The sequence below is a fragment of the Mesorhizobium sp. WSM4307 genome, from assembly GCF_007003945.1.
Taxonomy (GTDB): Bacteria; Pseudomonadota; Alphaproteobacteria; order Rhizobiales; family Rhizobiaceae; genus Mesorhizobium.
Genome location: NZ_VFTB01000004.1, coordinates 23,855 through 47,677 on the forward strand (window position 1 = coordinate 23,855; position 23,823 = coordinate 47,677).

General features: G+C 63.5%; 29 protein-coding genes and 1 riboswitch. Of the genes, 24 read left to right on the plus strand and 5 right to left on the minus strand.

Annotated features, from left to right (window positions below):
* The first annotated feature begins 22 nt into the window (after nucleotides 1–22).
* Complete coding sequence (locus tag FJV83_RS10165; protein ID WP_142886667.1) at nucleotides 23–1,147, plus strand: acyltransferase; 1,125 nt, start codon at nucleotides 23–25, stop codon at nucleotides 1,145–1,147.
* An 87-nt stretch (nucleotides 1,148–1,234) separates the two neighbouring features.
* Here FJV83_RS10165 and FJV83_RS10170 read toward each other — a convergent pair whose 3' ends face one another.
* On the minus strand, nucleotides 1,235–1,495 hold the full coding sequence (locus FJV83_RS10170) for a hypothetical protein (RefSeq protein ID WP_142886666.1): 261 nt from the start codon (nucleotides 1,493–1,495) through the stop codon (nucleotides 1,235–1,237).
* 264 nt (nucleotides 1,496–1,759) lie between these two features.
* Here FJV83_RS10170 and FJV83_RS10175 point away from each other — a divergent pair, with 264 nt between their 5' ends.
* The 5 genes from FJV83_RS10175 (at nucleotide 1,760) to FJV83_RS10195 (ending at nucleotide 3,521) form a co-directional block, all read left to right on the plus strand.
* Nucleotides 1,760–2,500, plus strand: coding sequence for a glycosyl hydrolase 108 family protein (locus FJV83_RS10175; RefSeq protein ID WP_142886665.1), 741 nt, complete (start codon nucleotides 1,760–1,762; stop codon nucleotides 2,498–2,500).
* Nucleotides 2,501–2,502: 2 nt separating this feature from the next.
* Entirely contained in the window at nucleotides 2,503–2,703 is a 201-nt protein-coding gene (locus FJV83_RS10180; protein ID WP_142886664.1) for a hypothetical protein, read from the plus strand.
* Nucleotides 2,700–2,939 carry an ABC transporter permease gene (locus FJV83_RS10185; protein ID WP_142886663.1) on the plus strand — a complete coding sequence of 80 codons (240 nt, stop codon included), beginning with the start codon at nucleotides 2,700–2,702 and terminating at the stop codon, nucleotides 2,937–2,939. Before FJV83_RS10180 ends, FJV83_RS10185 begins: the two co-directional genes overlap by 4 nt.
* A complete protein-coding gene (locus FJV83_RS10190) occupies nucleotides 2,924–3,118 on the plus strand; it encodes a hypothetical protein (protein WP_142886662.1) in 195 nt (64 codons plus the stop codon). The genes FJV83_RS10185 and FJV83_RS10190 overlap by 16 nt, the downstream gene beginning before the upstream one ends.
* 85 nt (nucleotides 3,119–3,203) lie before the next feature.
* Entirely contained in the window at nucleotides 3,204–3,521 is a 318-nt protein-coding gene (locus FJV83_RS10195) for a hypothetical protein (RefSeq protein ID WP_142886733.1), read from the plus strand.
* A gap of 102 nt (nucleotides 3,522–3,623) precedes the next feature.
* Here the strand turns inward: FJV83_RS10195 and FJV83_RS10200 are convergent, their stop codons facing one another.
* Entirely contained in the window at nucleotides 3,624–3,860 is a 237-nt protein-coding gene (locus FJV83_RS10200) for a hypothetical protein (RefSeq protein ID WP_095203861.1), read from the minus strand.
* Between the two features lie 835 nt (nucleotides 3,861–4,695).
* Here FJV83_RS10200 and FJV83_RS10205 point away from each other — a divergent pair.
* A complete protein-coding gene (locus FJV83_RS10205) occupies nucleotides 4,696–5,166 on the plus strand; it encodes a GNAT family N-acetyltransferase (RefSeq protein WP_095773804.1) in 471 nt (156 codons plus the stop codon).
* A 95-nt stretch (nucleotides 5,167–5,261) separates the two neighbouring features.
* Here FJV83_RS10205 and FJV83_RS10210 read toward each other — a convergent pair whose 3' ends face one another.
* Nucleotides 5,262–5,969 (minus strand): hypothetical protein, encoded by a 708-nt coding sequence (locus tag FJV83_RS10210; protein ID WP_095787645.1) that lies wholly within the window; start codon nucleotides 5,967–5,969, stop codon nucleotides 5,262–5,264.
* A gap of 196 nt (nucleotides 5,970–6,165) precedes the next feature.
* Between FJV83_RS10210 and FJV83_RS10215 the strand changes: the two genes are divergently transcribed.
* Nucleotides 6,166–7,713, plus strand: coding sequence for a glycosyltransferase family 39 protein (locus tag FJV83_RS10215; RefSeq protein ID WP_142886661.1), 1,548 nt, complete (start codon nucleotides 6,166–6,168; stop codon nucleotides 7,711–7,713).
* Between the two features lie 174 nt (nucleotides 7,714–7,887).
* A complete protein-coding gene (msrA, locus tag FJV83_RS10220) occupies nucleotides 7,888–8,406 on the plus strand; it encodes a peptide-methionine (S)-S-oxide reductase MsrA (RefSeq protein WP_095790728.1) in 519 nt (172 codons plus the stop codon).
* A gap of 79 nt (nucleotides 8,407–8,485) precedes the next feature.
* On the opposite strand, the gene FJV83_RS10225 is transcribed toward msrA, so the two are convergent.
* Nucleotides 8,486–8,803: a hypothetical protein gene (locus FJV83_RS10225; RefSeq protein WP_348645171.1), complete on the minus strand. Its 318-nt coding sequence runs from the start codon at nucleotides 8,801–8,803 to the stop codon at nucleotides 8,486–8,488.
* Nucleotides 8,798–8,911, plus strand: a riboswitch (TPP riboswitch). (Overlaps the previous gene by 6 nt.)
* On the opposite strand from FJV83_RS10225, the gene FJV83_RS10230 reads away from it, so the two are divergent.
* The 15 genes from FJV83_RS10230 (at nucleotide 8,902) to FJV83_RS10310 (ending at nucleotide 22,579) form a co-directional block, all read left to right on the plus strand.
* Entirely contained in the window at nucleotides 8,902–9,510 is a 609-nt protein-coding gene (locus FJV83_RS10230; protein WP_142886660.1) for a YkoF family thiamine/hydroxymethylpyrimidine-binding protein, read from the plus strand. Its footprint overlaps the riboswitch before it by 10 nt.
* Before the next feature lie 43 nt (nucleotides 9,511–9,553).
* On the plus strand, nucleotides 9,554–10,372 hold the full coding sequence (locus FJV83_RS10235; protein WP_185973433.1) for an ABC transporter permease: 819 nt from the start codon (nucleotides 9,554–9,556) through the stop codon (nucleotides 10,370–10,372).
* Nucleotides 10,369–11,136, plus strand: a complete 768-nt coding sequence (locus FJV83_RS10240) for an ABC transporter ATP-binding protein (protein ID WP_095787648.1) — start codon at nucleotides 10,369–10,371, stop codon at nucleotides 11,134–11,136. The genes FJV83_RS10235 and FJV83_RS10240 overlap by 4 nt, the downstream gene beginning before the upstream one ends.
* A complete protein-coding gene (locus FJV83_RS10245; RefSeq protein WP_142886659.1) occupies nucleotides 11,129–12,145 on the plus strand; it encodes an ABC transporter substrate-binding protein in 1,017 nt (338 codons plus the stop codon). Before FJV83_RS10240 ends, FJV83_RS10245 begins: the two co-directional genes overlap by 8 nt.
* Nucleotides 12,146–12,478: 333 nt before the next feature.
* Nucleotides 12,479–13,015, plus strand: a complete 537-nt coding sequence (locus tag FJV83_RS10250; protein ID WP_245437620.1) for an isoprenylcysteine carboxylmethyltransferase family protein — start codon at nucleotides 12,479–12,481, stop codon at nucleotides 13,013–13,015.
* A 553-nt stretch (nucleotides 13,016–13,568) separates the two neighbouring features.
* Complete coding sequence (locus FJV83_RS10260) at nucleotides 13,569–13,733, plus strand: DUF3309 family protein (RefSeq protein WP_095774020.1); 165 nt, start codon at nucleotides 13,569–13,571, stop codon at nucleotides 13,731–13,733.
* A 454-nt stretch (nucleotides 13,734–14,187) separates the two neighbouring features.
* Complete coding sequence (locus tag FJV83_RS10270) at nucleotides 14,188–14,913, plus strand: GntR family transcriptional regulator (protein ID WP_095774021.1); 726 nt, start codon at nucleotides 14,188–14,190, stop codon at nucleotides 14,911–14,913.
* Nucleotides 14,914–14,916: 3 nt separating this feature from the next.
* Nucleotides 14,917–15,945 carry an ADP-ribosylglycohydrolase family protein gene (locus tag FJV83_RS10275; protein ID WP_142886658.1) on the plus strand — a complete coding sequence of 343 codons (1,029 nt, stop codon included), beginning with the start codon at nucleotides 14,917–14,919 and terminating at the stop codon, nucleotides 15,943–15,945.
* Entirely contained in the window at nucleotides 15,942–16,919 is a 978-nt protein-coding gene (locus tag FJV83_RS10280; RefSeq protein ID WP_142878194.1) for a PfkB family carbohydrate kinase, read from the plus strand. Before FJV83_RS10275 ends, FJV83_RS10280 begins: the two co-directional genes overlap by 4 nt.
* Nucleotides 16,920–16,958: 39 nt before the next feature.
* Complete coding sequence (locus tag FJV83_RS10285; protein WP_095773813.1) at nucleotides 16,959–18,020, plus strand: ABC transporter substrate-binding protein; 1,062 nt, start codon at nucleotides 16,959–16,961, stop codon at nucleotides 18,018–18,020.
* Nucleotides 18,021–18,087: 67 nt separating this feature from the next.
* Entirely contained in the window at nucleotides 18,088–18,957 is an 870-nt protein-coding gene (locus FJV83_RS10290) for an ABC transporter permease (protein ID WP_142886657.1), read from the plus strand.
* A complete protein-coding gene (locus FJV83_RS10295; RefSeq protein ID WP_142886656.1) occupies nucleotides 18,957–19,745 on the plus strand; it encodes an ABC transporter permease in 789 nt (262 codons plus the stop codon). Before FJV83_RS10290 ends, FJV83_RS10295 begins: the two co-directional genes overlap by 1 nt.
* Nucleotides 19,745–20,809, plus strand: a complete 1,065-nt coding sequence (locus FJV83_RS10300) for an ABC transporter ATP-binding protein (protein WP_142886655.1) — start codon at nucleotides 19,745–19,747, stop codon at nucleotides 20,807–20,809. Before FJV83_RS10295 ends, FJV83_RS10300 begins: the two co-directional genes overlap by 1 nt.
* 73 nt (nucleotides 20,810–20,882) lie before the next feature.
* Nucleotides 20,883–22,133 carry an aconitase X gene (locus tag FJV83_RS10305; RefSeq protein WP_142886654.1) on the plus strand — a complete coding sequence of 417 codons (1,251 nt, stop codon included), beginning with the start codon at nucleotides 20,883–20,885 and terminating at the stop codon, nucleotides 22,131–22,133.
* Entirely contained in the window at nucleotides 22,130–22,579 is a 450-nt protein-coding gene (locus FJV83_RS10310; RefSeq protein ID WP_095790735.1) for a DUF126 domain-containing protein, read from the plus strand. Before FJV83_RS10305 ends, FJV83_RS10310 begins: the two co-directional genes overlap by 4 nt.
* 4 nt (nucleotides 22,580–22,583) lie before the next feature.
* Here FJV83_RS10310 and FJV83_RS10315 read toward each other — a convergent pair whose 3' ends face one another.
* Nucleotides 22,584–23,612, minus strand: a complete 1,029-nt coding sequence (locus FJV83_RS10315) for a LacI family DNA-binding transcriptional regulator (protein ID WP_095774022.1) — start codon at nucleotides 23,610–23,612, stop codon at nucleotides 22,584–22,586.
* Nucleotides 23,613–23,823: the final 211 nt, after the last annotated feature.

Sequence of the window (23,823 nt, forward strand, 5' to 3'; positions counted from 1 at the left end):
CATTCGCTGCTATCCAGCCGCGATGCTCTATCAGAACATCCAGGGGCTCCGCGCCGTCGCGGCTTTGATGGTTGTATGCGCCCATTTTTATTATTCGCCGTGGGTGCAGCCCGTTATCAACGCCGTGGGACCTGGCGGCGTCGACGTTTTCTTTGTGATCTCTGGCTTCGTGGTTTTCTTGTCCGCCGCCAGAATCGCCAAGAAAGCCGCCGTCGTTGGACGGTGGCGCGCGTTCAGGGAGTTCGCGGTGAAGCGGGTATTCCGGATTTACCCGGTCTATTGGGTGGCGTTTGCCGTCGCCTCGATAGTGCTTTTGACAACCACGGTTTCGCTTGCCCCGGCGGATTTGGCGCAAAAGCCTTGGTGGAAACTGTTCCTGCTCATCGCCCAACCGAACAACCGAATCCTGGCAGCGTGGACGCTTCAATACGAGATGATTTTCTACAGCGTTTGCGCGCTGGCAATCTTGCTTTTCCCGCGCCGAGTTCTGATCGTGCTGGCTGCTTGGTTCGCGATTGTTTTCGCTATATGGGCCGCCGGAATTAGCTGGCATTCGTACTACGTCGTACCGGCGATCTACTTCTCTATCCCGGTCGTTTTGGAGTTCTTTTTCGGCATCGTGGTTGCGTTGATGGCTGAGCGGAAGATCGCTGGCTACGCATTTTCATCGGTGGTCGCTGGGGTGTGCGGGCTTCTCTTCGGTGCGTATGTTCTGAGCCAAAATGGTGGGTATGCCGCGCCATCCATGTGGCGCACCCTGTGCATCGGGCTGCCGAGCGCCTTCATCGCCTATGGGCTTATTGCCTTAGAAATCCGGCAGAGGTGGACGTTTCCCAAGGCGTTGGTCAAACTGGGGGACGCCTCTTATTCCCTGTACTTATGGCACCAGATGCTGTTCGCAGTGATGGCTGCCGTGTGGGTGAAGTTGGGGATCGCTGGTGGCCTGCCTTTAAGGCTCGTATCAATTCCGATAGCGATTGCCTTGGGCGTGGCAAGCTACCGTCTGATCGAACGTCCCATTTACAAATCGAAATGGGTTGCTCGGCTGGCCGGCACAGTGAGAAAGCCTTCTATCGCGCCGAGTGCATCTCTGGTTGTAGATTACTCCCACCAAGATGCAGGAGCGGCCCCAATCAAGTCGGGGTAGTGGTCGGCCTCGTCCGGTTTCATTTTCCGATACTCCCAGGCGGTGCCGGTCCAGCGGGCCATTACGGTATCCTTGATTTCCGCGCCATCATCCCGTTTGGACATAGTCGCTAGGGGTGTAGTAGTGCCGCTCGCCGTCCTTGCTGATGCCTTGGTGGTCATCACGGAGAGACATCGAAACGAAAAACACCAAGACGGCTAAGGCGGCCGCAACCCCGGCGGTTATCCGCTCAGTCTTATTTAGCGTGAACATTTCGCCTAGTTCGCCTTCCAGTGCGTTGAGAACCACATCAGCATCGCCCTGATCGCCGCTGTTCGTCACAATCCACACGCCATCAACAACCACCAACCTTTCGCCGTCACATGTGTGTTGATCTCGGATGCCCGCGAGGCCTTACCTGAATGCTGGCGCTGGCTTTTGCCGATGGCTTGTTGGGATAGATTGAGTTCCCCGTTGGCCCATCGTTGTCGGCGGCAGGCCCGCTGAGGTCCAGCCGGATTTCATCCGGCAGTTCGTCATTGTCCCTCGCCATCGCATCGGCCGCGTCTGGGGCCGTTAGTCATAGCTAATCCGAAACAAACAACCTGCCCGCAAGGGCGGAAAGGAACCTCCATGGACTGCAACTTCGCGCGGGCGCTGGCGCTCGTCTTGAAATCCGAGGGCGGTTGGTCGGACAATCCGGCCGATCCGGGCGGCGCCACGATGAAGGGCGTGACGCTGGCGAATTTTCGCCGCTATGTGAAGGCCGATGCCGGCAAGGCCGATCTGAAGAAGATCGGCGACGACCAGGTCGCGACCGTCTATCGGCGCTTCTACTGGGATGCCGTGCTCGGCGCCGAACTGCCTGATGGCGTCGACTTAGCCGTGTTCGATTTCGCGGTGAACAGCGGACCGGGCAGGGCGGCGAAATACCTGCAGGCGAGCGTGGGCGTCCCGCAGGACGGGCGCATCGGCCCGGCGACGCTGGCGGCCGTCAAGACAAAGCCGGCTGGCGTCGTCATCGACCAGCTTTGCGATGCGCGGCTGGCGTTTCTCAGGCGATTGCCGACCTGGGCGACATTCGGGCGCGGCTGGTCCGATCGCGTCGGGTCAGTGCGAGCCCAGGCCCTGCTGATGTCGGCCGCTGCGACGGCGCCCGCCTCCGTACGGCTCGCGATGCCGGCGCCGGTTCCCCAGCCGGCGCCGCTCGCAGCTGAAACGCCCGCCGGTACCAAGCCCGTGCCGGCGTCGCCCGCGCCGGGCGGTCCCGGGATTCCGGCTGCCGCCAAGGCGGGCGGGCTCATCGCCGCCTGCCTGCTCGTCGCCTATGCAGCCTGGCATCGCATCGCCGTCGCCCTGCAGGGGATCTTCTGACCATGGCCACCATCACCCAACCGACCATCCGCCCGACCAACAAGCTGACGGCGGCGACCATCGCCGCCGCGGCCATGTCGGTCTGCGGCGTCTTCGTGCGCAATTTCTGGCCGTCCTGGTACGACGCCGAGACATGGGCCACGCTTCTGCCGATCGCGGTCTTTGCCATCGGCTATCTGGTCAAGGATGAGCCGAACCAATGAGTGCGCTTCTCACATTCCTGCTCGGCAATCCGACCCTTCTCGGGATCGGTGCGGCGATCCTCGCGGCGCTCGGCTGGGGTGTTCGCCAGCGGCTTGCCGGCGAGCGCAGCGAGCGTGCCCGGCAGGCCGCCGCCGAAGCCGCGGCACACGACATCGCCGGCCAGGTCCAGAACGATATCGGCGCGCTGCCTGCCGCCACCGCGCGAAAGGAGCTCAAATCATGGGCAAAGGATTGATGCTTGTATCCGTGCTGGCCGTGATGGCCGGCTGTACCACGGTCAAGGGCGGATTCTGCGCGGTGTCCAGCCCGCTGCGCCTGTCGGCGACCGCGGTCGACGCGTTGTCGGACGCCGAAGTCAAGGCGCTGCTGGCGCACAACCGTAAGGGCGAAAAACTGTGCGGGTGGAAGCCATGACGGTCGTCGCACTTCCGCTGGACGCGGCCATACTGCTTGCCGGCTGGTCATTTTCGGCGCCGGATGCCGCGAGGGCGATGAAATGATGCACGATCTCTTCGACCTGCTCGGCATCAAGGGACCGGTCGTCGTCGCCGGTCTGGCCGGCGGTGTCCTGCGCGCTTTGTCGCGGCACCGCTACAAGCTGCGCGAAATGGTGGCTTCGCCGATCTGCGGCGCGCTTGCCGCGGCCTATCTGACGTTGCCGGTGGTCCAGTATTCCCGCGCCACGGGCCTGCCGCTGGCCAATGACGACACGACGACGTTGGCGGCGGCGTTTCTCATCGGCGTCTGCGCGATGTGGATTTCGGATATTCTGTTCGAGGTGATCGTGCAGAAGTTCAAGTCGGCGACGGAAGACTGAAAGGCCGCCGAAGCGGGCTTCCGTATTTCCGATGGTTGCTTCGTGCGGCAGGCTGCACTGCGAGAACGCGCTGATGGCTGCGCAGCCCGATATATGTGCCTCTCAATGGAATCTGGTTTTGAAGACGCGAAAGACCTCGCACCAGAGGCGGAAATCGGCCAGTCGCCCGGCGAAGTGTGCTTCCATGGCGCAGTAGGCCGCTGCGGTCTGCGCTTCCGGCCCATAGAGCTCGATTGCGGCAATTACTGCATCGTTGGGATCGGCAAAATCTGAAAGCCTCAGTGCCGCGCCATTGTCTGTCCGGAGCATCGAGCAACACCTTCTGTTCAGCGCCTTCATGCCGCATATGTGGCGCAAATCATGCCTGCGGCCCAGCGGCTTGGTTGCTAGTGGGGACTGGCAGCGGAAGGCCACTGGGCCTGACCGGCAGGGCCTTGAGATGGCAGCGCCGACTGGTGAAGATATTTGCACCCCTGCTCATATCAGCGAAACGTGCGAACGAAGGAAGGGCGAGGCGCGCTGGCTGCGGCCGGCGGGTTTTTCGACAGCTGCTCGCTCCTTGAAAAACCGCGATTCAATTAGCCTCCGCTGAAATCGCTCCCGAAACCGCCTTTGTTGGGCCGGAATGGGGCACCAATCGAATGATGCGCTGGCCTCCCGTATCATTGCAAAATGCATGGCCGGCATCATTGGGGAAACCGAACTGATTTCGATCTCCAGGCAACCATGTTGAGCCAAATCGCTCGTGGATCGCATGTCGCCGGTATTCGGAACGGAAACAGGCTTCGCAGCTTCTATCTGAGCGAAGCTTGTTGAGGCAGGGCCTAATGTTCAGTGACAAGGAAACCCGATTATTAGAGGCTGGGCTGTTCATGGCGGTGCCGCTCTCAATCCTCATCGCGGTCTTGGTGGTTAGCCTTACGTTTGGCTGGTTTGGGTGACGGATTGCACGCGGCGGGGCGCGATCGACGGCCAGTATCTTCACGTTCATTCCTGCCTACGAAGGCTTGCCGTGCGTCCGAGAATTCGCGCCTGACGGCTCGATCGAGCCAATGCCCGCCTCGGCCCGCGCCGAGGCGGGCTTTTTGCGTTTGTGGCGCCCGCCCGGCCACTGCTATATCCCGATGAAAGGTTGCCGAACTCACGGCGGCGTTGATCCAGCCCGGGGTTACGGATGCAGATTGAACGATATGATGGGGACCGCGAAATATTGCTGCCGCTGTTTGCCCTTGCCGACGATTCCCCCACGCAGGTTTCCAGCTATATCGATGAGGGCGAGGTGCTGGTCGCGCGAGAGGGCAACAGGATCATCGGCCACGTGCAGCTCATCGAGACAGGCGAGGGCGGTGTCTTCGAGCTCAAGAGCCTGGCGGTCCGTCCGGCAAGACAGAGCGAGGGGCTGGGGCGTGCCCTTGTTGCGGCGGCCGTCACCCGCTGCCGCGAGCGTTACGGCCGGCGCCTGATCGTGTCGACCGCGGCGGCCGATATCGGCAATTTGCGATTTTACCAAAGACAGGGCTTTCGAATGTCTCGCATCGTGCAGGATGCCTTCGGGCCATCGACCGGTTACCCCGAAGGCTTGCTTGTGAACGGCATTCCGCTGCGCGACCAGGTGGTTTTCGAACGCGATCTCGGCGCGGATTGAGGGTGAGATCGTCGACCTCGCGCTCCAGCTTTGGGCGCAAACCATCCGATAGCCCGCTCCGGTTCGCCGGGCGGGCTATTTTCGCGTTTCTGGGCCTAGGCGAGGATGTTGACTGCGCGGGCGGCGACCAGTGCGATCGTCAGCAGCGATATCATCGACTCGGCCATCATCAAAAGCTTGGCGCGCTGCGACAGCGGCAAGGTGTCGGTCGGCGAAAATGCCGTCGCATTGGTGAAGGCGAGGAAGAAATAATCGACGAAGCCCGGCAGCCAGTCGCGGATCTCGCGGTCGTTCAAGGTCATTTGCGGGAACAGGAAGTCGGAATGGGCGCGATTGACGAGGCCGCATGTCGGCGGCCCGCCGCGGTCCGTGCTCCAGAACCACAAGGCAAAGACGATGACGTTGGTGACCCAGATGTTGAGCGCGTCGATCAGCAGCGTCTGGCCGCTGGAGCCGGCATGGCCCGCCAGCAGGGCGCGCACCAGGAACACCAGCGAACCACAATTCATGACGCTGACGACGCCGGTCATCACCAGCGCCGTCCTGCGGATGATGACGCGAAACCGGCCGACCAGATACCAGTGCTCCTCCTCGAGCGCTTTCTGGCTGGCGACCTGTGTCCAGGCGGTGGCGACGGACAGGGGCACGAGCAAGGCGGCCTCCAGCGCCGGCGCCAGCCAGCGCGGGCCGAACGAAAGATCGTTGATCACCAGGAGCTGCAAACAGATGATGACGAGGACAGCCGCACGTGCCAGCCAGAAGTCGAGCGCGCGATGGTGGATGACGGCATGGTGGTGACGCATCGATATCAGGGATGTTCAGACAGGACCAAATGGGCGGCTGTTCTGCCGGGGAGGGCAGCGGAGCGCCGAAATTCCTGCCCAATCTTGGTTTTGCAATGGCTTGCAAGTATACTTTTTTGTAAGCTTTGATTATGGGGACTGTTCGGCAAACCGGACGATGTGATTTAAGCGCCGCATGGTGGGAATAAACGACTCCATGGATGGTTGGGCGCCGGCGGGGCTGACTTCCGCCGGCCTCGACTCGTCATCGGTATGGCCCGGCCTGCTCCGCCATCCCTGGTATTTGCTGGCGCTTTTGTGCCTGGTGCAGATCCTGTGCTGGACGGCGGTGCCGGCACTGATCGATCCCGCCCCGCCCGGCGACGTGGTGGAAGGTTTCATGTGGGGCCGCGAATGGGTGCTGTTGACCTACAAGCACCCACAGCTTCCAGGCTGGCTGCTCGAAACCAGCCATCTTCTGACCGGATCGTTCCGCTGGCCGCAATATCTGGTTGCCCAGCTGACGATCTCGTCGACCTTCGTCCTGGTCTACCTGCTGGCCCGCGACATGCTCGGGCAAAGCCGTGCGCTGGCCGCCGTGCTTTTGATGCCGTCGCTCTATTTCTTCGGCTGGCCGACCCCGCAATTCAATCATGACTACGCGCAGATGCCGTTCTGGGCGGCCATCTGCTGGCTGCTCTGGCGCGCCGGCCGTGGCGGCGGGCCGGGCTGGTGGCTGGCGCTTGGACTGGTGTCGGGCGTCGGGCTCTATGCCAAGTTCTCTACCGGCCTGCTGCTTGCCTTCGGCGCGCTCTGGCTGTTGCGCGACGCACGCGCGCGCAGCCGGCTGGCGACGCCCTGGCCATGGCTTGGCCTTGCCGTTTTTCTCGCCGTTGCCACACCGCTGGCCATCGCGCTCTACCGCATCGATTTCCTGCCGCTGACCTATTTCGCCGCCCGCGACCAATGGGTGGCCGAACACCGGGCGCGCCTTTATTACATAGGTGTCCAGATGGCCGGACTCTCCGGCCTTCTTCTGGTGCTGGCGATATCAGGCCTGCTGCGGCGCTCGCCCGCCCCCGAAGTGCCCGTCGAGCGCAGCATTCTGGTCTATCTCGTGTGGATGGGGCTCGGCCCGGGGACCCTGATCATGGTGGCCTCGTTGTTCATTGGCACCGGCGAGTCCTGGGGCGCGCCGATGTACAATCTTGTCGGTGTCACGGTGCTGGCCTTCCTCGGCCACCGGCTCGGCGCCATCGAGATGCGAAGGCTGGCGATCTGCGCGTTCCTCTGCATCGTCACCGTGTCGGGCGCCTATGCTGCGCTGCGCTGGACGGGCTGCAATGTGCGGGGGCGCTTGGACGCCGTCTGCTGGCCGGCGGAGCCGATCGCGGACGAGGCCGAGGCGGTCTGGCACGCGGCGGCGCCCGGCCGGCTCGACATTGTCGGCGGCGATACCCAGGTGGCCTTGCTGGCTGGCCTCAATGCCTATGACAAGCCGTCGATCTTCACCGATCTTGACACCCGGTTGGCGCCCTGGATCACCAGGCAGCGCTTGCGCGACCACGGCATGCTGATGGTTTGGCGAGGACATGGCGTGCCGCCGCAGTTGCGGACATGGCTGGGCAACCTCCCGGTCAAGACCGTTCTTTTCAATTGGTCGCGCACGGCGCCGCCTTTGGCAATCAGCTTTGCTGCCATTCCGCCGGGCACGCTCTATCCGCAGCTTGCCGTCGACAGCCCGACCCAGTATCCGCCCAACTGAAACGGTTCGATCCCCGATCGCGTCGTGATATCGTTCGTTCATGGCCGCGTTGTTTCCACGCGACTGGACGAAGCGGACGACAATGCCCATCTATTGGGAAATCCAATTTTATCTGCGCAATTCCGGGCGGGAAACGCTCGCATGAGCTGGAATTGCTTTTTGAGGAGACGTGACATGGCGACTTCGACCGAACGCGCAGTGCTTGCCGGTGGCTGTTTCTGGGGCATGCAGGATCTGATACGGCGCTATCCCGGCGTCATCTCCACGCGCGTCGGCTATAGTGGCGGCGATGTGCCCAACGCCACCTATCGCAACCACGGCACCCATGCCGAAGCCATCGAGATCAATTTCGATCCGGCCGTGATCAGCTATCGCACGCTGCTGGAGCGCTTTTTCCAGATCCACGACCCGACGACGCGCAACCGCCAGGGCAATGATGTCGGGTTGAGCTACCGTTCGGCGATCTACTATACGAGCGACGAGCAGAAGCGCGTCGCCGAAGATACCATTGCCGATGTCGATGCCTCCGGCCTGTGGCCAGGCAAGGTCGTCACGGAAGTCGCGCCGGCCGGTGCCTTCTGGGATGCCGAGCCCGAACATCAGGACTATCTGGAGAAATATCCAAACGGCTACACCTGCCACTTCGTCAGGCCGGGCTGGAAGCTGCCGGTTCGCGAGAAGGCCGCATCCTAACGATTGGGCAAACGCATCGTTGGGAATGATATCGAAAAGCCGCTGGATGTCCGGCGGCTTTTTCAGTTTGGGCAATCACTTACTTGCCGCAGTTGTTGTCGTTCACGGTGGGGGCCGTCGCGTTGCCGTTGGCATCGGACTGCGCGCCTTGCGGATTGGTCGGGCAATTGCGATCCGCATCGGAGTTCATGTCGCCCGGCGCGATGGTCGTGCTGTTGGTAATTGCCGGATCGACCGTATCGGGCGAAGCCGGCGTGCTCGGGTCTACAGTCACTGACCGGCCGCTGCCGCCGGACCCATCCATGCCGTTTGCGGTGTTGCTGGTGCAACGCTTTTGGCCCGGTGCGCTGAAAAAACGGCTTTCCCTTCCGTTCGAATGGTGCTTTAACGCGCTCATCCACAGGGGTGCTCCGTACGGTCGGGGCTGAGACGGGGGCGGCAAGCCCACAGACCCTAGAAGCTGATCTGGGTAATACCAGCGGAGCGAGGCGGGCGATGTTTTCAGGCGCACAGATTTCCCTTTATCCCATGGCCGACGATTTCGTCGGTGTCATCTTGGGCGCGCTCGGCGCGCTCGACCCCTACCGGGACAGGCTCCGTATCGAGACCGACGACATCTCGACCTTGCTGGTCGGGCCACCCGAAGTGTTGTTCCCGGCGCTGCGCGACCTGTTCGTGGCGGCGGCGCGGAGCGGCAAGCATTGCGTGCTGTCGGCCGCCATTTCGCGCGGCTGTCCCGGCGAGCCGGACGATCCGATCTGCCGCTCCGACGCGTTTGGCGGGCCTGTCGGGCCGCTCGGGCCGCGCAAGGAAGCCGCCATCACCGCCGTGCGCAATGCTGCTGCCACCGGCCAGCCGGCGGCGGCGCAATTCTCGCTCTATGTGATGGGCACCGGCGACCACATGGATGAGATCTATGGCTGCATCGATTTCCTGAAACGGTCCGGCGTCTACGATCGCTCCAAGAACTTCTGCACCAAACTGCGCGGCGATACCGGCGCGATCTTTTCGGCGCTGAATGAAGCCTTCTGCCGCTTCGGGCCGGGCGCCGGCCACGTAACCCTTGACGTCACGGTTTCCGCCAACAGCCCCACCGCTGTCTGAACAGAACGCGCCTTCGTCGCGCGGCCGTCAAGGTTATCCTCTCGTGGTCTCATCGTCGTCAAGCCGCCCGCGGCAGCTCGCGGGTCTCTTCGCCAAGGCAGCACCGGCCGTGATGTCGGTCGGGTTGCTGCTCGTGGCCTGGGAACTCTACGCAAATTATTCCGGCATCAAACCGACGATCCTGCCGGCGCCGTCGCGCGTCTTCGAACAGGCAATGCTCAATCGCGAGGCGCTGATCGACAACGCCATTCCCACCATCCGCGCCACGCTGATCGGCTTTGCCTGCTCGCTCGGCGCCGCTTTCGCGCTGTCTATGCTGGTCGACTTCTTCCAGCCGCTGCGGCGGGCGCTGTTTCCTGTCTTCATCGTCAGCCAGACCTTGCCGCTGGTGGCCATCGCGCCGCTGGTGGTGCTGTGGTTCGGCTTCGGTTTGACGCCAAAGATCATGCTGGTGGCGCTGGTCACCTTCTTCCCGATGCTGGTGGCTCTGGTGCAGGGCTACGAGGCGACCGAGGTGGAGATCGGTCAGATGCTGCGCGCCATGGGGGCAGGGTGCTGGCGTGTCTTCGTGCTGGCGCGGCTGCCTTCGGCACTGCCGTATTTCTTCGCCGGCCTGCGGATATCCATCACCTATGCCGTGGTCGGCGCCATCTTCGCCGAATATGCCGGTGCGGCCAAGGGACTAGGCATCTACATGCTCAACGCCAAGAACAATTTCCGCCCCGATCTGGTGCTGGCCGCGGTCGGCGTCAGTGCCGCACTCACGCTGATCCTGTTTGGGCTGACGGCGCTCTTGCAGCGCCTCGCCATGCCCTGGGAACGGATCGACCGCCAGCCGGCAGGGAAGGGGCCGGGGCGATGAGCCGGCTCGAATTGCGGCATGTGCGCAAGGCGTTTGGCGGCCTCGACGTGCTCGCCGACATTTCGCTCAGCGTCGGTGCCGGCGAATTCGTCTCGATCCTTGGGCCTTCGGGTGCCGGCAAGTCGACGCTGTTCCAGCTTCTGACGGGTGCCGAGCATGGCGAAGGCGAGATGTTGTTCGACGACACGCCGCTCGACGACCATGGCCGGCATTTCGCATTCATGCCGCAGCGCGACGCCCTGATGCCGTGGCGGCGCATCCTCGACAACACGACACTCGGGCTGGAAGTGCAAGGCGTCGGACGCCAGGCGGCGCGTGCGCGGGTCGCGCCGCTGCTTGCCGAGTTCGGGCTCGCCGGCTTCGAGCGGCATTTTCCGGCACAGCTTTCCGGCGGCATGCGCCAGCGCGCGGCGCTTTTGCGCACCGTGGTGCAGGAGCGCGACATGCTTTTGCTCGACGAGCCGTTTGGCGCGCTCGACGCACTGACCCGCGCGGCCATGCAGCGCTGGCTCGAGCAGATGTGGCGGCATCATCGCTGGACGGCGCTGCTGATCACCCACGATGTGCGCGAGGCGGTGTTCCTGTCCGACCGCATCTATGTGCTGTCGGCGCGCCCGGCCCGTGTGTTGCGCGAGATCACGGTGCCCTTGCCGCGTCCGCGCGATCCGACCGGCGCCACCGCGCAACAGGCCGGCGCACTCGAGGCCGAGATCCTCGACATCTTGCTCAACCCCCAACCATCCAAAGGACATGACCATGACTGATCTGACACGCCGGCAGGCTTTGCTGCTCACCCTTGCCAGCGGTCTTCCGCTGATCGCCGGAGCGAGCCGTGTCTTCGCCGCGACGCAAAAAATCACCGTCGCGCTGGACTGGACTGTCAACACCAACCACATCGGGCTGTTCGTCGCCCGCGACAAGGGATTTTACCGCGAGGCCGGCCTCGAGGTCGACATTTTGCCCTACAGTAATACCGGCGCCGGCACGCTCGTCGCCAACCGCGTTGCCGATTTCGGCATCAACGGCACCATCAGCCTGTTCACCCAGAAGACCGCCGGGGCCGACTTGAAGGCCGTCTACGCCGTGGTGCAGTCGGAGACCGGCCGCGTGGTCTTCAATGCGGCGCGCAGCGAGATCAAAAGTCCGAAGGACCTTGACGGCCTGACCTATGGCGGTTTCGGCAGCGCCTGGGAAAACGCACTGATCTCGACCATCATCCGCCACGACGGCGGCAAGGGCAATTTCGAAACGGTGACGCTCGGCACTTCCGCCTATGAAGCGCTGGCCAATGGCTCTGTCGACTTCACGCTCGAGGTCTCGACCTGGGAGGGCGTCGAGGCCGAACTCAAAGGCATCAAGCAGCGCAGCTTCGTCTATGCCGACTACGGCGTGCCCGACGAGCATACGACGCTGATCTCCTCGAGCGAAGCCTATCTCGAAGCAAACCCGGCACTGGCGTCGGCTTTTATTCAGGCAACGGGGCGCGGTTATCAGTTCACCGTCGATCATCCAGCCGAAGCCGCAGCGCTGCTGATCGCCGCCAACAAGGATGCCTTGACCAATCCGGCGTTGATCGAGGCGTCGCTGAAGGCGCTGATCGACGGGCATTATCTGCGCGCGAAGAACGGCGCCATCGGCACGATGGATCCGGCCAAGATGGACGCCATCGGCGACTATCTCTTCAAAGCGGGAATCTTGCGCGACGCTGATGGTAAGATCCTGACGCAGCGCCCTGATTTCACGAAGTATTTCGTAAATCTGAATTTGGGATGAGGCTGGACAAGCATCACCCGGTAGCGGACGGCCTGTTCCGTTAGGTTCGCATGCGGGGGGCGTCCCGCACCCGCATGCTTTCGCAGGAGTTGTCCCGTTTGATGCCGATCCGATCGTCCCGGTTAACCCCCCGGCAATGGTTGCGTGCAATGGTCGCTTCGAGGGATCATCGGGGTGTTTGCGTTGCTCACGTCAAAAAGTGAAGCGTTTTCGCATAATAATGAGGGCGGATTTTTCTCCGCGGCGCGAAAGCGTGACATACTGGTCGATCTGCGCGAAGGCTTTTTTCGCCTCTGTGCCCTGGCCTGCGCGGGGCTGTTCGTCTATCGCGGCATGTCCCAGCTCGTGGAGGACCCGACCCGGATCAACGCCGCGCTGGTGGCGATTTCCGAGATCCTCACTTTCACCTGGCTGCTTCTGTCGCGGCGTCCGGTGACGCGTGACTGGAATCCGCTTACGGTCGTCGTCTCCGTGACCGCCAGTTTCGGTGTCGCGTTGATCAGCCTCCAGCCTGGCATAGCGCTTGTTCCGGTCTATTTCGCCGCGCCGCTGCAGTTTGTTGCGCTGTTGTTCGTCATCTGGGGCAAGATATCGCTTGGCCGTTCCTTTGCCATCCTGCCTGGCAATCGCGGTGTGATGACGGGCGGCGCCTACCGGATTGTGCGGCACCCGATCTATGCCGGCTACCTCGCCGGCCATGTGCTCTATCTGCTGTCGGCCTTTTCCTTCCACAACCTCGCTGTCTATGCGGTCATCACCTACATGCAGCTGTATCGCATCCTGCGCGAGGAGGCCCTTTTGGCCGCCGAACCGGAGTATCGCGCTTACATGGAACGTGTGCGCTACAGGCTGTTCTACCGCCTGTTCTGAGGGCAGGATTGTCGATTGAAGAGGCTGGGGTCCGCGATCGGTCGGTCGCCATGCCGGTCCGCGCGTCGGCATTGGTGGCGGAACCAATCCAAGCAATCCGTCCAGCCCGAGCAATCTCTCGTACGCGAGCAATCCCAATCATCCGAGCCTGCCGGGTGTCGTAGCCCAGATGTCCAACAGCCAGGTGGCGCGTATGAAGAAGCGCTGCGTCGACGTGCTCAGCAGCGAGGGCAGTTATGATCGCGACCTGCGTCAGCTCTGCCGGTTGATCGCCCGCCGCTGAAGCCAGGGGCGCCAGGAATGGACGTGCGCAATCGGCGTGAACCTTTTTGACGGTCTGACCTCCGGCCGTTCGGAAGCCCGTCTCTCGGGCGGGCTTCCGCGTGTCTGGCGCTGTCAATTCCTACCCTGTATCTATCGGGATATCGGATCCTTCCTTCGCCGGCGAACATTAGGGGCGGAACGGTAAGGCGGCTCGAACGTTCTCATTTTCGAAACACTGCAAATGACGGTGTTCGAAACCGGCGCACCAGCGCCCACGGGAGCGGGAACCATGACCTTAGGCACGATACTCATCATCCTTCTTGTCCTCGCGCTGCTTGGCGGCTTTAGCGGGCTCGGCGGCGGGCCGTTCTATGGAACCGGCTACTATGGCGGCGGCGGGCTCGGGCTTGTGCTGCTGATCATCATCATCCTCGTCGTACTAGGGCGCATCTAGCGGGCTTACAAGCCGCCGGGATGATCGCAATCCCGTGACCATGTCGGGGCCGAGGCGCACCGGATTGTGATGCAAGCCAGCCGGCTTGTGATCCGCCGTCACGCGGGACTGGCGTATGGTGATTTCGGTCCACACCCCCCGTGGAAACAAGAGGAGAGGGTCCCCCCCTTCATCCTCCTCCAAGGCCCGCCCCGGTATCCCGGAGCGGGCATTTTGCCGGGGAGACGCTTGTGCCGTCGGTGTCGCTGATGGTTCCACCCGGGCTTCCAGCTGTCTAACCAACGCCTCGACGAAGCCGGAGCCCTTGCGCGGCACGTCATTGGCGATCTTGCTGACGCCATTGTCCGAAACAGGCAATTTCCAGTCGCTGCCTGGGGTCTCGGCATCGCATTGACAGGAGGCTTACAGCCATATATTGAACAGGACTATACAGGTTCATTGAACAGGTATGCATATGAAGCGGCGCATGGTTCAACTGTCTCCCGGAACGGGCAAGCCCGAGCAGATCGCGACCGTTCTGGAACATGAAATCCGCTCCGGCGTGCTCGGCTTCGGCGACCGCCTGCAAAGCGAGAACGAGCTCGTCCAGCGCTTCTCCGTCAGCCGCAATACGGTCCGCAAGGGCCTCGAGGAACTGTCCAGCCGTGGGCTGATCACCACCAAGGTCGGCATCGGCTCCTTCGTCACCTTCGACGGCAAGCCGGTCGACGACGCGATCGGCTGGTCGCGGGCGCTGGCCAATGCCGGCGCCAATGCCGAAACGAGGACGCTGCGGCTGGAGATCATCGAAGACGCCGATCTCGCTGCCTTGCTGGAGATCGAAAGCCCCTTCTTCATCGCCGTCGACCGTGTGCGCACCAATGCCAGCGATGGCCACGCGATTTCGATCGAGCGCAGCCGCCTGCCGCTGTCGCCGGAGCTTGAGGATGTGCCGCTGCGCGGCCTGCGCGAAGGATCGCTGCACCAGACGCTGCGCGGCGCCGGCCTCATCCCCGACCATGGCGAGGAATGGGTCGGCATCGAGATGCTCAACGCCGAGGACGCGGCCATCCTGGGTTGCCCGCAAGGCACGCCCTTCCTGCGCGGGCGGCGGCTGACGCGCGCGGCCGACGACCGGCCGATCGAATATGTCACCAGCCTGCTCAATCCGGCGCATTTCGCGCTGCATATGAGGTTCTGAGCGATGCCGGACACGCTTGATCGCGCCATGGGCGCGCTTGTCGGCGGGGCGCTGGGAGACGCGCTCGGCATGCCGACGCAGCTCCTGTCGCCGGCGCGCATCGCCGAGCTCTACGGCCGTGTCGACGATTTCGTCGCGCCCTTCGCCGAGCATCCCGTGTCGAAGGGATTATTGGCCGGCACAATTACCGACGATACCGAACAGGCGCTGCTGCTCGGCCGCATCCTGGTAGTTTCAGGCGAGCGCTTCGACCACACGCGCTGGGTCAACGCGCTGCTCGACTGGGAGCGCGAGGTCAAGGCGCGCGGCAGCTACGATCTGCTGGGGCCGTCGACCAAGCGCGCCATCGACGCCATCAACAAGGGCGTGCCGGCCGAGGAAGCGGGGCGCAGCGGCGACACCAATGGGGCTGCCATGCGCATCGCGCCTGTCGGCATCATGATGCCGCTGGAGCCACTCGACGCGTTCGTCGCCAAGGTGGCCGAGACCTGCCGCGCCACGCACAACACCTCGATCGCCATAGCCTCGGCCGCAGCGGTCGCGGCGGCCGTCAGCCGTGGCGTTTCCGGCGGTGACTGGCGCGCCGCCTCCGACAGTGCCGTCGCGGCGGCGAGGCGAGGGGCGACACTTGGCCATTGGGTGACCGGCGGCGACATCGCCTCGCGTATCGTCTGGGCGCAGGATCTGGTGCGCGGCAAAGTGGCGGGGGATGCGATCCGGCTGATCACCGACCTGGTCGGCACCGGCGTTGCCAGCCAGGAATCGGTTCCGGCCGCCTTCGCTGTGCTGGAAGTCGCCGGGGGCGATCCCTGGCAAGCGGCTGTGATCAGCGCCAATCTCGGCGGCGACACCGACACGATCGGCGCCATCGCGGCCGGTATGGCCGGCGCCTGCACCGGCTTTTCACTGTTGCCGCAGCAGCATATTGCCCGGCTTGTCGGCATCGACATGTCAGAGGTGCGTGCGCTTGCCGCCGATCTCGTGGCGGCAAGGGTGGCCAAGACCGGGTTCGGCAAGGACGCGGCCGAATGAGCGGGCGCCTCGTCCATATCGGCAGCGCGGTGGTCGACTATGTCTACCGCATCGACGCCTTGCCCGCGCCGGGTACAGAGAAGACGGCATCGAGCTTTGCCCAGGTCGCCGGCGGCGGCTTCAACATGATGGTCGCGGCCTCCCGCACCGGCATGACAGTGGTGTTCGGCGGCCAGCTCGGCAGCGGGCCGAACGGCGATTTCCTGCGCGCCGCCTTCGCCGCAGAAGGCATCGAGACACTGACGCCGCCATCGCTTGCGATGGACAGCGGCAATTGCGTCGCCATGATCTCGAGCGATGCCGAGCGCACTTTCGTCTCGTGGCCGGGGGCAGAAAGTGTGCTCACCCTCGACATGATGGCGCCCGTATCGGCGGCGCCGGACGATTGGGTGTTCACCTCTGGCTATACGCTGAGCTATGCGGGAAGCCGCGACGCGCTCACAGACTGGATCGAGGCGCTTCCTGCGCAAACGCCGTTCGTCTTTGACCCGACGCCGATCATTTCGGACATTCCGCGCCTGATCCTGTCGCGGGTGCTTGCCCGCACCACCTGGCTCAGCTGCAACGCGGCGGAGGCCGCCGACATTGCCGGCTCCGGTGACGTCGAGAGCCTGGCGGCGCGGCTGCTCGCCGACCATTGCCCCCGGGCCGCCGGCGTCGTCATCCGCTCGGCGGCCAAGGGCTGCCATATCAGGCTGGCCGACGGCATGGCGCAGACCATTACCGGCTTCAAGGTCACGGCAGTCGACACCAACGGCGCCGGCGACACCCATATCGGCGCTTTCATCAGTGCGTTGGCGCGCGGTACGCCGCCCTTCGAGGCGGGGCGTTACGCCAATGCAGCGGCGGCCATTTCGGTCACCCGCCATGGCGGCTCATCGGCGCCGACCGATGCGGAAATCCAGACTTTCCTGAGCCAGGCCGCCGCGACCGGCGCGCCGGGCCAGAACCAGAAGGCCCATCAGACAGCCTGACAAGCCCCGCCAAGCGGGCAAACAATGAGAGGAACCGACATGCGCATGCCAAGATTGACTGCCCTGCTGACGGCGACTGCCGTTTTCACCACCGCACTCACGCTGGCCGCCAATGCCGCCGAAGTGCATGTGCTCAACTGGAAAGGCTACGGCGCCGACGAGCCCTGGGCGGTCGCCGCCTTCGAGAAGGCGACCGGCAACAAGGTCGTCAACGACTTCTTCAATTCCGAACAGGAAATGCTGACCAAGATCCGGACCAATCCGGGGCTTTATGACGTGGTCATGATCAACGCCGCCTTCAACGACCAGGCGATGGCGGAAAAACTGATCCAGCCGATCGATACGTCGAAATTGCCGAACTATGCCGACATCAGCAAGGATAAGGCCGGTTCGCCGATGCTCGACCATGACGGCAAGGTCTATGGCGTGCCATGGGTGTGGGGCCTGACCGCGCTCGCCATCAATGAAAAATCCTTCGACAAGCCGCCGACGTCGATCGCCGAAATGTGGGATCCCAAGCACAAGGGCCGCGTCGTCATTCGCGACGACGCCGTCGAGGCGGTGCAGTTCGGCGCTATCGCTACCGGTCAGAACATAAACGACATCAAGGATATGGATGCGGTCAAGACGAAGCTCACCTCGCTGATGCCGCAGATCAAGACGTTCTGGAGCTCGGAGAACGACTGGAACCAGATGGTCGCCTCCAACCAGATCGACATCGGCACCTATTGGAGCGGATCGGCCGATCGCGCCAAGACGCATTTCAAGCTGCCGGTTTCGCTGGTCATTCCGCAGGAGGGCGCCGTCGCCTGGCTGGATGCCTTCTCCATTCCTGTCGGCTCCAAGAATGTCGAGGGCGCGCAGGCCTTCATCAACTGGATGATCGACCCGAAATTCTACGTCGAATGGGTCACCAAAGTCGGCGCCCCTGTGTCCGCCAACACCAAGGCCGTGGCGGCGCTGCCTCAGGATGCCTTCAACCGCAAGGTGATGGGCGATCCAGAGGTCGCCAAGCGCATCCAGTTCCAGGCGCCGATCACCGATGCCCAGCGCGAGGCCTATCTGGCGCTCTGGCAGCAGCTCAAGGTCGACGTGAAATAAAACGCACGTCCGAACCAGCCGGCGGTTCGCGCCGGCTGGTCCTTTCAATCCTGGGGAGGAGGGTGGCATGGCGGCACAAAGCGCGACCGCATCGCGCAGCGGGTTGAGATCGGCTCTGCCGCTGCTGGCGCCGGCCTATATCTGGCTGACGGTGGCGATCTTCCTGCCGCTGTCGGCCATGGTCTTCTTCTCCTTCATGACCGACTTGCCGCTGTCGGGAAAGCCCTGGGCTTTCACGCTCGGCAACTATGCCGCCTTCTTCTCGCAGAGCCTTTATCTCACGCTGCTGCTCGCCTCGCTGCGCCTCGGCCTCGAAGTGACGCTGTGGTGCATCGTCATCGGCTATCCCGCCGCTTACGTGCTCGCCAAGGTGCTGAAGGGGCGCAGCCGCGAAGCGATCTTCTTGCTCGTCATCCTGCCGTTCTGGTCGAACGGGCTGGTGCGCATCTTCTCCTGGGCGATGGTTTTGCGCGAAGGCGGCATCCTCGATACGGCGCTGAACGCCGTGCTGCCGTTCAAGATCAACATCGATCTGATGTATTCCTATCCGGCCGTCATCATCGGGCTAGTGCACTCCTATGTGCCCTACATGGTGCTGACCTGTTATCTCACCTTGCAGGCAATCGACGACTCGCTGATCGAGGCCGGGCGCTCGCTCGGCGCCACGCGGCTGCAAGTGCTGAAGCGGGTGATCATTCCGTTGTCGATGCCGGGCCTAGTGGCCGGTGCCGCGCTCATATTTGTCCCCGTCGTCGGCTCGTTCATGGAGCCGCGCATCCTCGGCGGGCGCACCGGCACGTTCTACGGCACCATGATCGAGGACCAGTTCGTCGCCGTGTTCAACTGGCCGCTGGGGGCGGCATTATCCTTCATCCTGCTCGCCGTCGTGCTGGTCATCCTGGCGATCGCCTCGCCGGTGCTGCGGAGGGCTGCGTGATGGCGACGACCCGCATCCTGGAAGGACTTGGCCGGCTGTACATCGGGCTGCTGCTCGCCTTCCTCTATCTTCCCATCATCATCATGGCGCTGATGTCGTTCAACGTCTCGCCCTTCTACCAGCTGCCGTTCGAATGGACGACCGAATGGTACGCCTCGCTGTGGCAGAACGACCAGCTGATTGCCGCGACCTGGAACAGCCTGGAGATCGCAATCCTCACCACCATTATCAGCGTGGTGCTCGGCTCGGCGGCGTCGCTGGCGCTCTTCCGCTACGAATTTCGCGGCAAGAAGGTCCTGCAGGTGCTGCTCTTCCCGCCGATCGCCATTCCCTGGCTGATTACCGGCACGGCGATGCTGATCTTCTTCTTCGGCGTCGGCATCGGACGCGGCCTGTTCGCCATTCTGCTCGGCCATGTCGCGCTGGCGTTGCCCTATGTCATCGTCGTCGTCTCGGCGCGGCTGCAGACCTTCGCGCCGGAACTGGAGGAGGCGGCGCGCTCGCTCGGCGCCAATCAGTGGCAGGTCACAGTTCGTGTCACGCTGCCCTGGATCATGCCGGGCGTCATCGCCGGCGGGTTGTTTGCCTTTGCCGTGTCGTTCGACCAGTTCGTCGTGTCCTACTTCCTGTCGACGCCCGGCCAGACGACGCTGCCGGTCGAGATCTATGCCGCGATCCGCAAAGGGTTCACGCCCGAGATCAATGCTGTCTCGACCATCATCATTGTCGTGTCGATGGCGCTGATGCTGCTCACGGCGCGCTTCTTCAAATTCGGCGGAGAGAAATAATGGCCGGCGTGCAGGTATCTGATGTCTCGCGCAGTTTTGGCGCGCACAAGGCGCTGGACGATGTCTCCATCGACTTCGCCGATGGCGGCTTCTATGCGCTGCTCGGTCCGTCGGGCAGCGGCAAGACCACGTTGCTCAGGCAGATCGCCGGCTTCGATTTTCCTGACTCCGGCCGCATTTCCATCGGCGGCGAGAGCGTGGAGCGGGTGCCGGTCGAGAAGCGACGCATCGGCATGGTGTTCCAGAACTATGCACTGTTCCCCAATATGAGCGTCGCCGACAATGTCGCCTTCGGCCTTTCGGTGCGGGGCGAGGCCAAGGCGGTGATTGCGACCGAAGTGCAGCGCGCGCTCGACCTTGTGCAGTTGGGCAAGCTCGGCGGCCGCCGGCCGCACCAGCTCTCCGGCGGCCAGCGCCAGCGCGTGGCGCTGGCGCGCGCCATCGTCACCAAGCCGCGCGTGCTGCTGCTCGACGAGCCGCTCGGCGCGCTCGACAAGGCGCTGCGCGTCGACATGCAGATCGAGTTGAAGCGCATCCAGCGCGAGATCGGCATCACCACCATCTTCGTCACCCACGACCAGGAAGAGGCGCTGACGATGAGCGATCGCATCGGCATATTGCGCGACGGCAGGCTGGTGCAGGAGGGGCCGCCGGAGGAGATCTACGATCGGCCGAAAAGCGAATTCGCCGCCACCTTTCTCGGCGACGCCAACATTTTTCGCGGCGATACGACCGGCAACGGCATCCGCCTGCAGGATGGTACGGCGATTGCCGCGGGCGCGGGTGCGACGCTTGCCGCCGGCGCCAAGGCGAGCTGCGCCGTGCGGCCCGAGCGCATCCGGATCGGCACCGATGCCGGGGCTGTGGATAGCGATGCGAACATGCTGAAGGGCCAGGTTTCCAAACGCATCTTCGCCGGCAACAACAGCACCTATTTCGTCGAGCGTGCCGGCCAGACACTGAAGGTGATCGTGCAGAACACCGGCGCCGACAGGCTGGCGGAAGGGCAGGATGTGGTGCTGCGCTGGTCGCCGGAAAGCACGGTGCTGATTGCTGCGACCTGATCCTCGCTCCGGCTCTTGCCAGACGGGGGACAATAGGGAACAGCATAGCCGGGCATAAGTCCGGAGCATTCCGATGACGCTGGAATTGATGGCGCGTGACCGATCCATGCTCGACGGCGAGCAAGGCCCGTCGGCAGCCGCCGCCATGAAAATCCTCGTCGCGTTCTCCAACGCCATCGGCGCATGCGGCCTGCTCGACATCAGCGGTGCCCATATCGACGGCTGTCTCTATCACGGCAAGGCCGGGCTGGATTTCGTCGAACGGCTGGTCGAGGGCGGCGGGCGCGTGCAGGTGCCGACGACGCTCAATGTCGGCTCGTTCGACCTCATCCATCCGGGCATGGTGAAGATGCCGGCGGCGGAAGAGGTGCCGGCGCGGCGGCTGATGAAGGCGCATCTGGAGCTTGGCTGCCAGGCGACCTTCACTTGCGCGCCCTACCAGACCCGGTTCCGGCCTGAATTCGGCCAACAGATCGCCTGGGGCGAATCCAATGCCATCGTCTTCGCCAATTCGGTGATCGGCGCGCGCACCAACCGCTATGGCGACTTCATCGATTTGTGCTGCGCCATGACCGGGCGCGCACCGGCCTGGGGCCTGCATCTCAGCGAAAACCGGCGCGGCCGCATCCTGTTCGAGCTGGACATCGTTGAAGCCGAACCGAGCGACAGCCTGTTCGTCGGCGTCGGGCTGATCGTCGGACAAGTCAGTGGCGACCGCATTCCGGTCATTGCCGGCCTGCCGCGGCCGCGCGACGAGGATCAGCTCAAGGCGCTTGGCGCGGCGGCCGCGACGACCGGTGCCGTGGCGTTGTTCCATGCGGTCGGCATCACGCCGGAGGCCAACATGCTCGACGAAGCGTTTCACGGCCACGCGCCGGATGAGACGATCCGCATCACCCGGGCAGATATCGATCATGCGTTGTCCAGCTTGTCCGGAGTGGCCGACGGGGCGCCACTTGCCGCAGTGTCGCTGGGCACGCCGCATTTCTCGCATGAGGAATGGACGCGCCTGTTGCCGATGCTGCGCGAGGCAGCGCCGGGCAAGGGCATCCCTATCTATGTCAACACTGGACGCGCGACGCTGACGCGGTTGCAGGAGGAAGGCGCGCTGGCCGGCATGGAGGCATTCGGCCTGATCCCGGTCGCCGACACGTGCACCTATGTCACCTCCATCCTCGAGCGGCTCGACGGCGTGGTGATGACCAATTCCGGCAAATGGGCGCATTACGCACCGGGCAATATCGGCGTGACCGTAGCCTTCGCCGAGATGAGGGATTGCATCCGCTCCGCAGCGGCCGGACATGTCGTGCGGGGTGCCTCATGACGCAGCCCGTTGCAAAGGACGCGGCCGATAGGCTGGGCACTTTCCAACTCGCCGGTGAGGCCGATGGCCCGGCTTTGGTGTTCTCGCAGCCGCTCAGTTTCTGGGGTGGCATCGACGCCGAGACGGGGGAAATCATCGACCATTCGCATCCTGGATTGGGCCAGAATGTCGCCGGCAGGATACTGGTCATGCCAAGCGGGCGAGGGTCGTCCTCCTCATCCTCCGTCCTGGCCGAAGCGATCCGCCGGGGTACGGCGCCGGCTGGCATTCTTCTGGAGCGGCCGGATCCGATCCTGGCGGTGGGGGCGATCGTAGCGGAGTTTCTGTACGGGAAAAGTATGCCGCTGGTGGTATGTGATAGTGGTGGGATCGTTTCCGGTGATCGGTTAGCCATCCGCACTGGCACGGATGGCCAGGCGGTCATAAGGGCTAAAACAGAAAGCTAGCCGCTCAAATCTCCGGGATGTTTTCTTTGAAGATCACCTGCAGCCTTGGCTGGTGCAGCTCATAGGGTAGTCCCCGGACCGCCTGGGTCAGAGTGTTGAGCGCCTCACGCGCCTCGACGCGCGGGTTCTGGTCGATGACCGCATCCAGCGTGCCGTCGAGCAGAAGGTCCTTGGTGCCGTCCGTCACCTCATGGCCGAGGAAGACCATCGATTGCGCACGGCCGCGTTCCTTGAGCGCGCGGGCGATGCCGGTGTTGCCGGCGCCGACATTGTAGATCGCGGCGAGATCGGGGTGCCGGTCCAGCAGTGCTGATGCTTCAGAATAAGCCTTTTCGCGATCATCGAGCATTTCGCGCATCTCGACGATCTCGAGATTGGGGGATTCCTCGGTCAATATGTGCCGGAATCCCATCTCGCGTTCCTCATGGCCGCGATAGGAAAGCGAGCCTGCAAACAGCGCCACCTTGCCGGGGCGCTCCGGCCCCATGAAACGGTTGAGCAGATAGCCGGCCAGCCGCCCGGCGGCGCGGTTGTCGATGCCGATATACGCGACCCTCGGCACATGCAGGATGTCGGAGGCGATGGTCACCACCTTGACGTCGTTGGCCGATAGCGAGCGGATCGCCTCACGCACCGTCGGATGGTCGAGCGCGATGACGCCGACGCCTTGCGTCTGTCCGCGCAATTCCTGCAGCAGGCGGGCGAGCCGGTCGGGGTTGAAACCCTCTATGGTGGCGATGTGGACATCGAGATCCGGGCGCGCCAAGGCCTGCGCCTCGATGTGTCGGTGCAGCATCTTGATGAAGGAATTGGTGCCGGCCGGCAGCGCGAAGTCTAGCCGGATGACCTCGCCGGGCGAGGGCCGGGGCGCTGCTCCGTTCGGGCCTTCGGCTATGTAACCGAGACGCTGCGCCATTTCGAGCACGATCTCGCGTGTGCGCGTCCGCACGCCGGGACGGTTGTTGAGCACGCGATCGACGGTGGCGGCGGAAACGCCGGCTTCCCGGGCTATGTCGGTCAGGGTGGAACGCACGTCTTTCATCTCCTCAACGCATCAAGATCACGCAATGCCGGCTGTCTGCCGTCGGCGATTCTGATGGGAAATGATGTATCCGGCCTTGGCCGATGCGCAAGCCGTCGGGCTAAATCAGGTCGCCCGGCACGGCTATTCCGGAATGGGAAGGCGCATTTCCCATCAAATCGAGGCATCAGGAGCGGTATATGAACCTTGATATGACGCATTT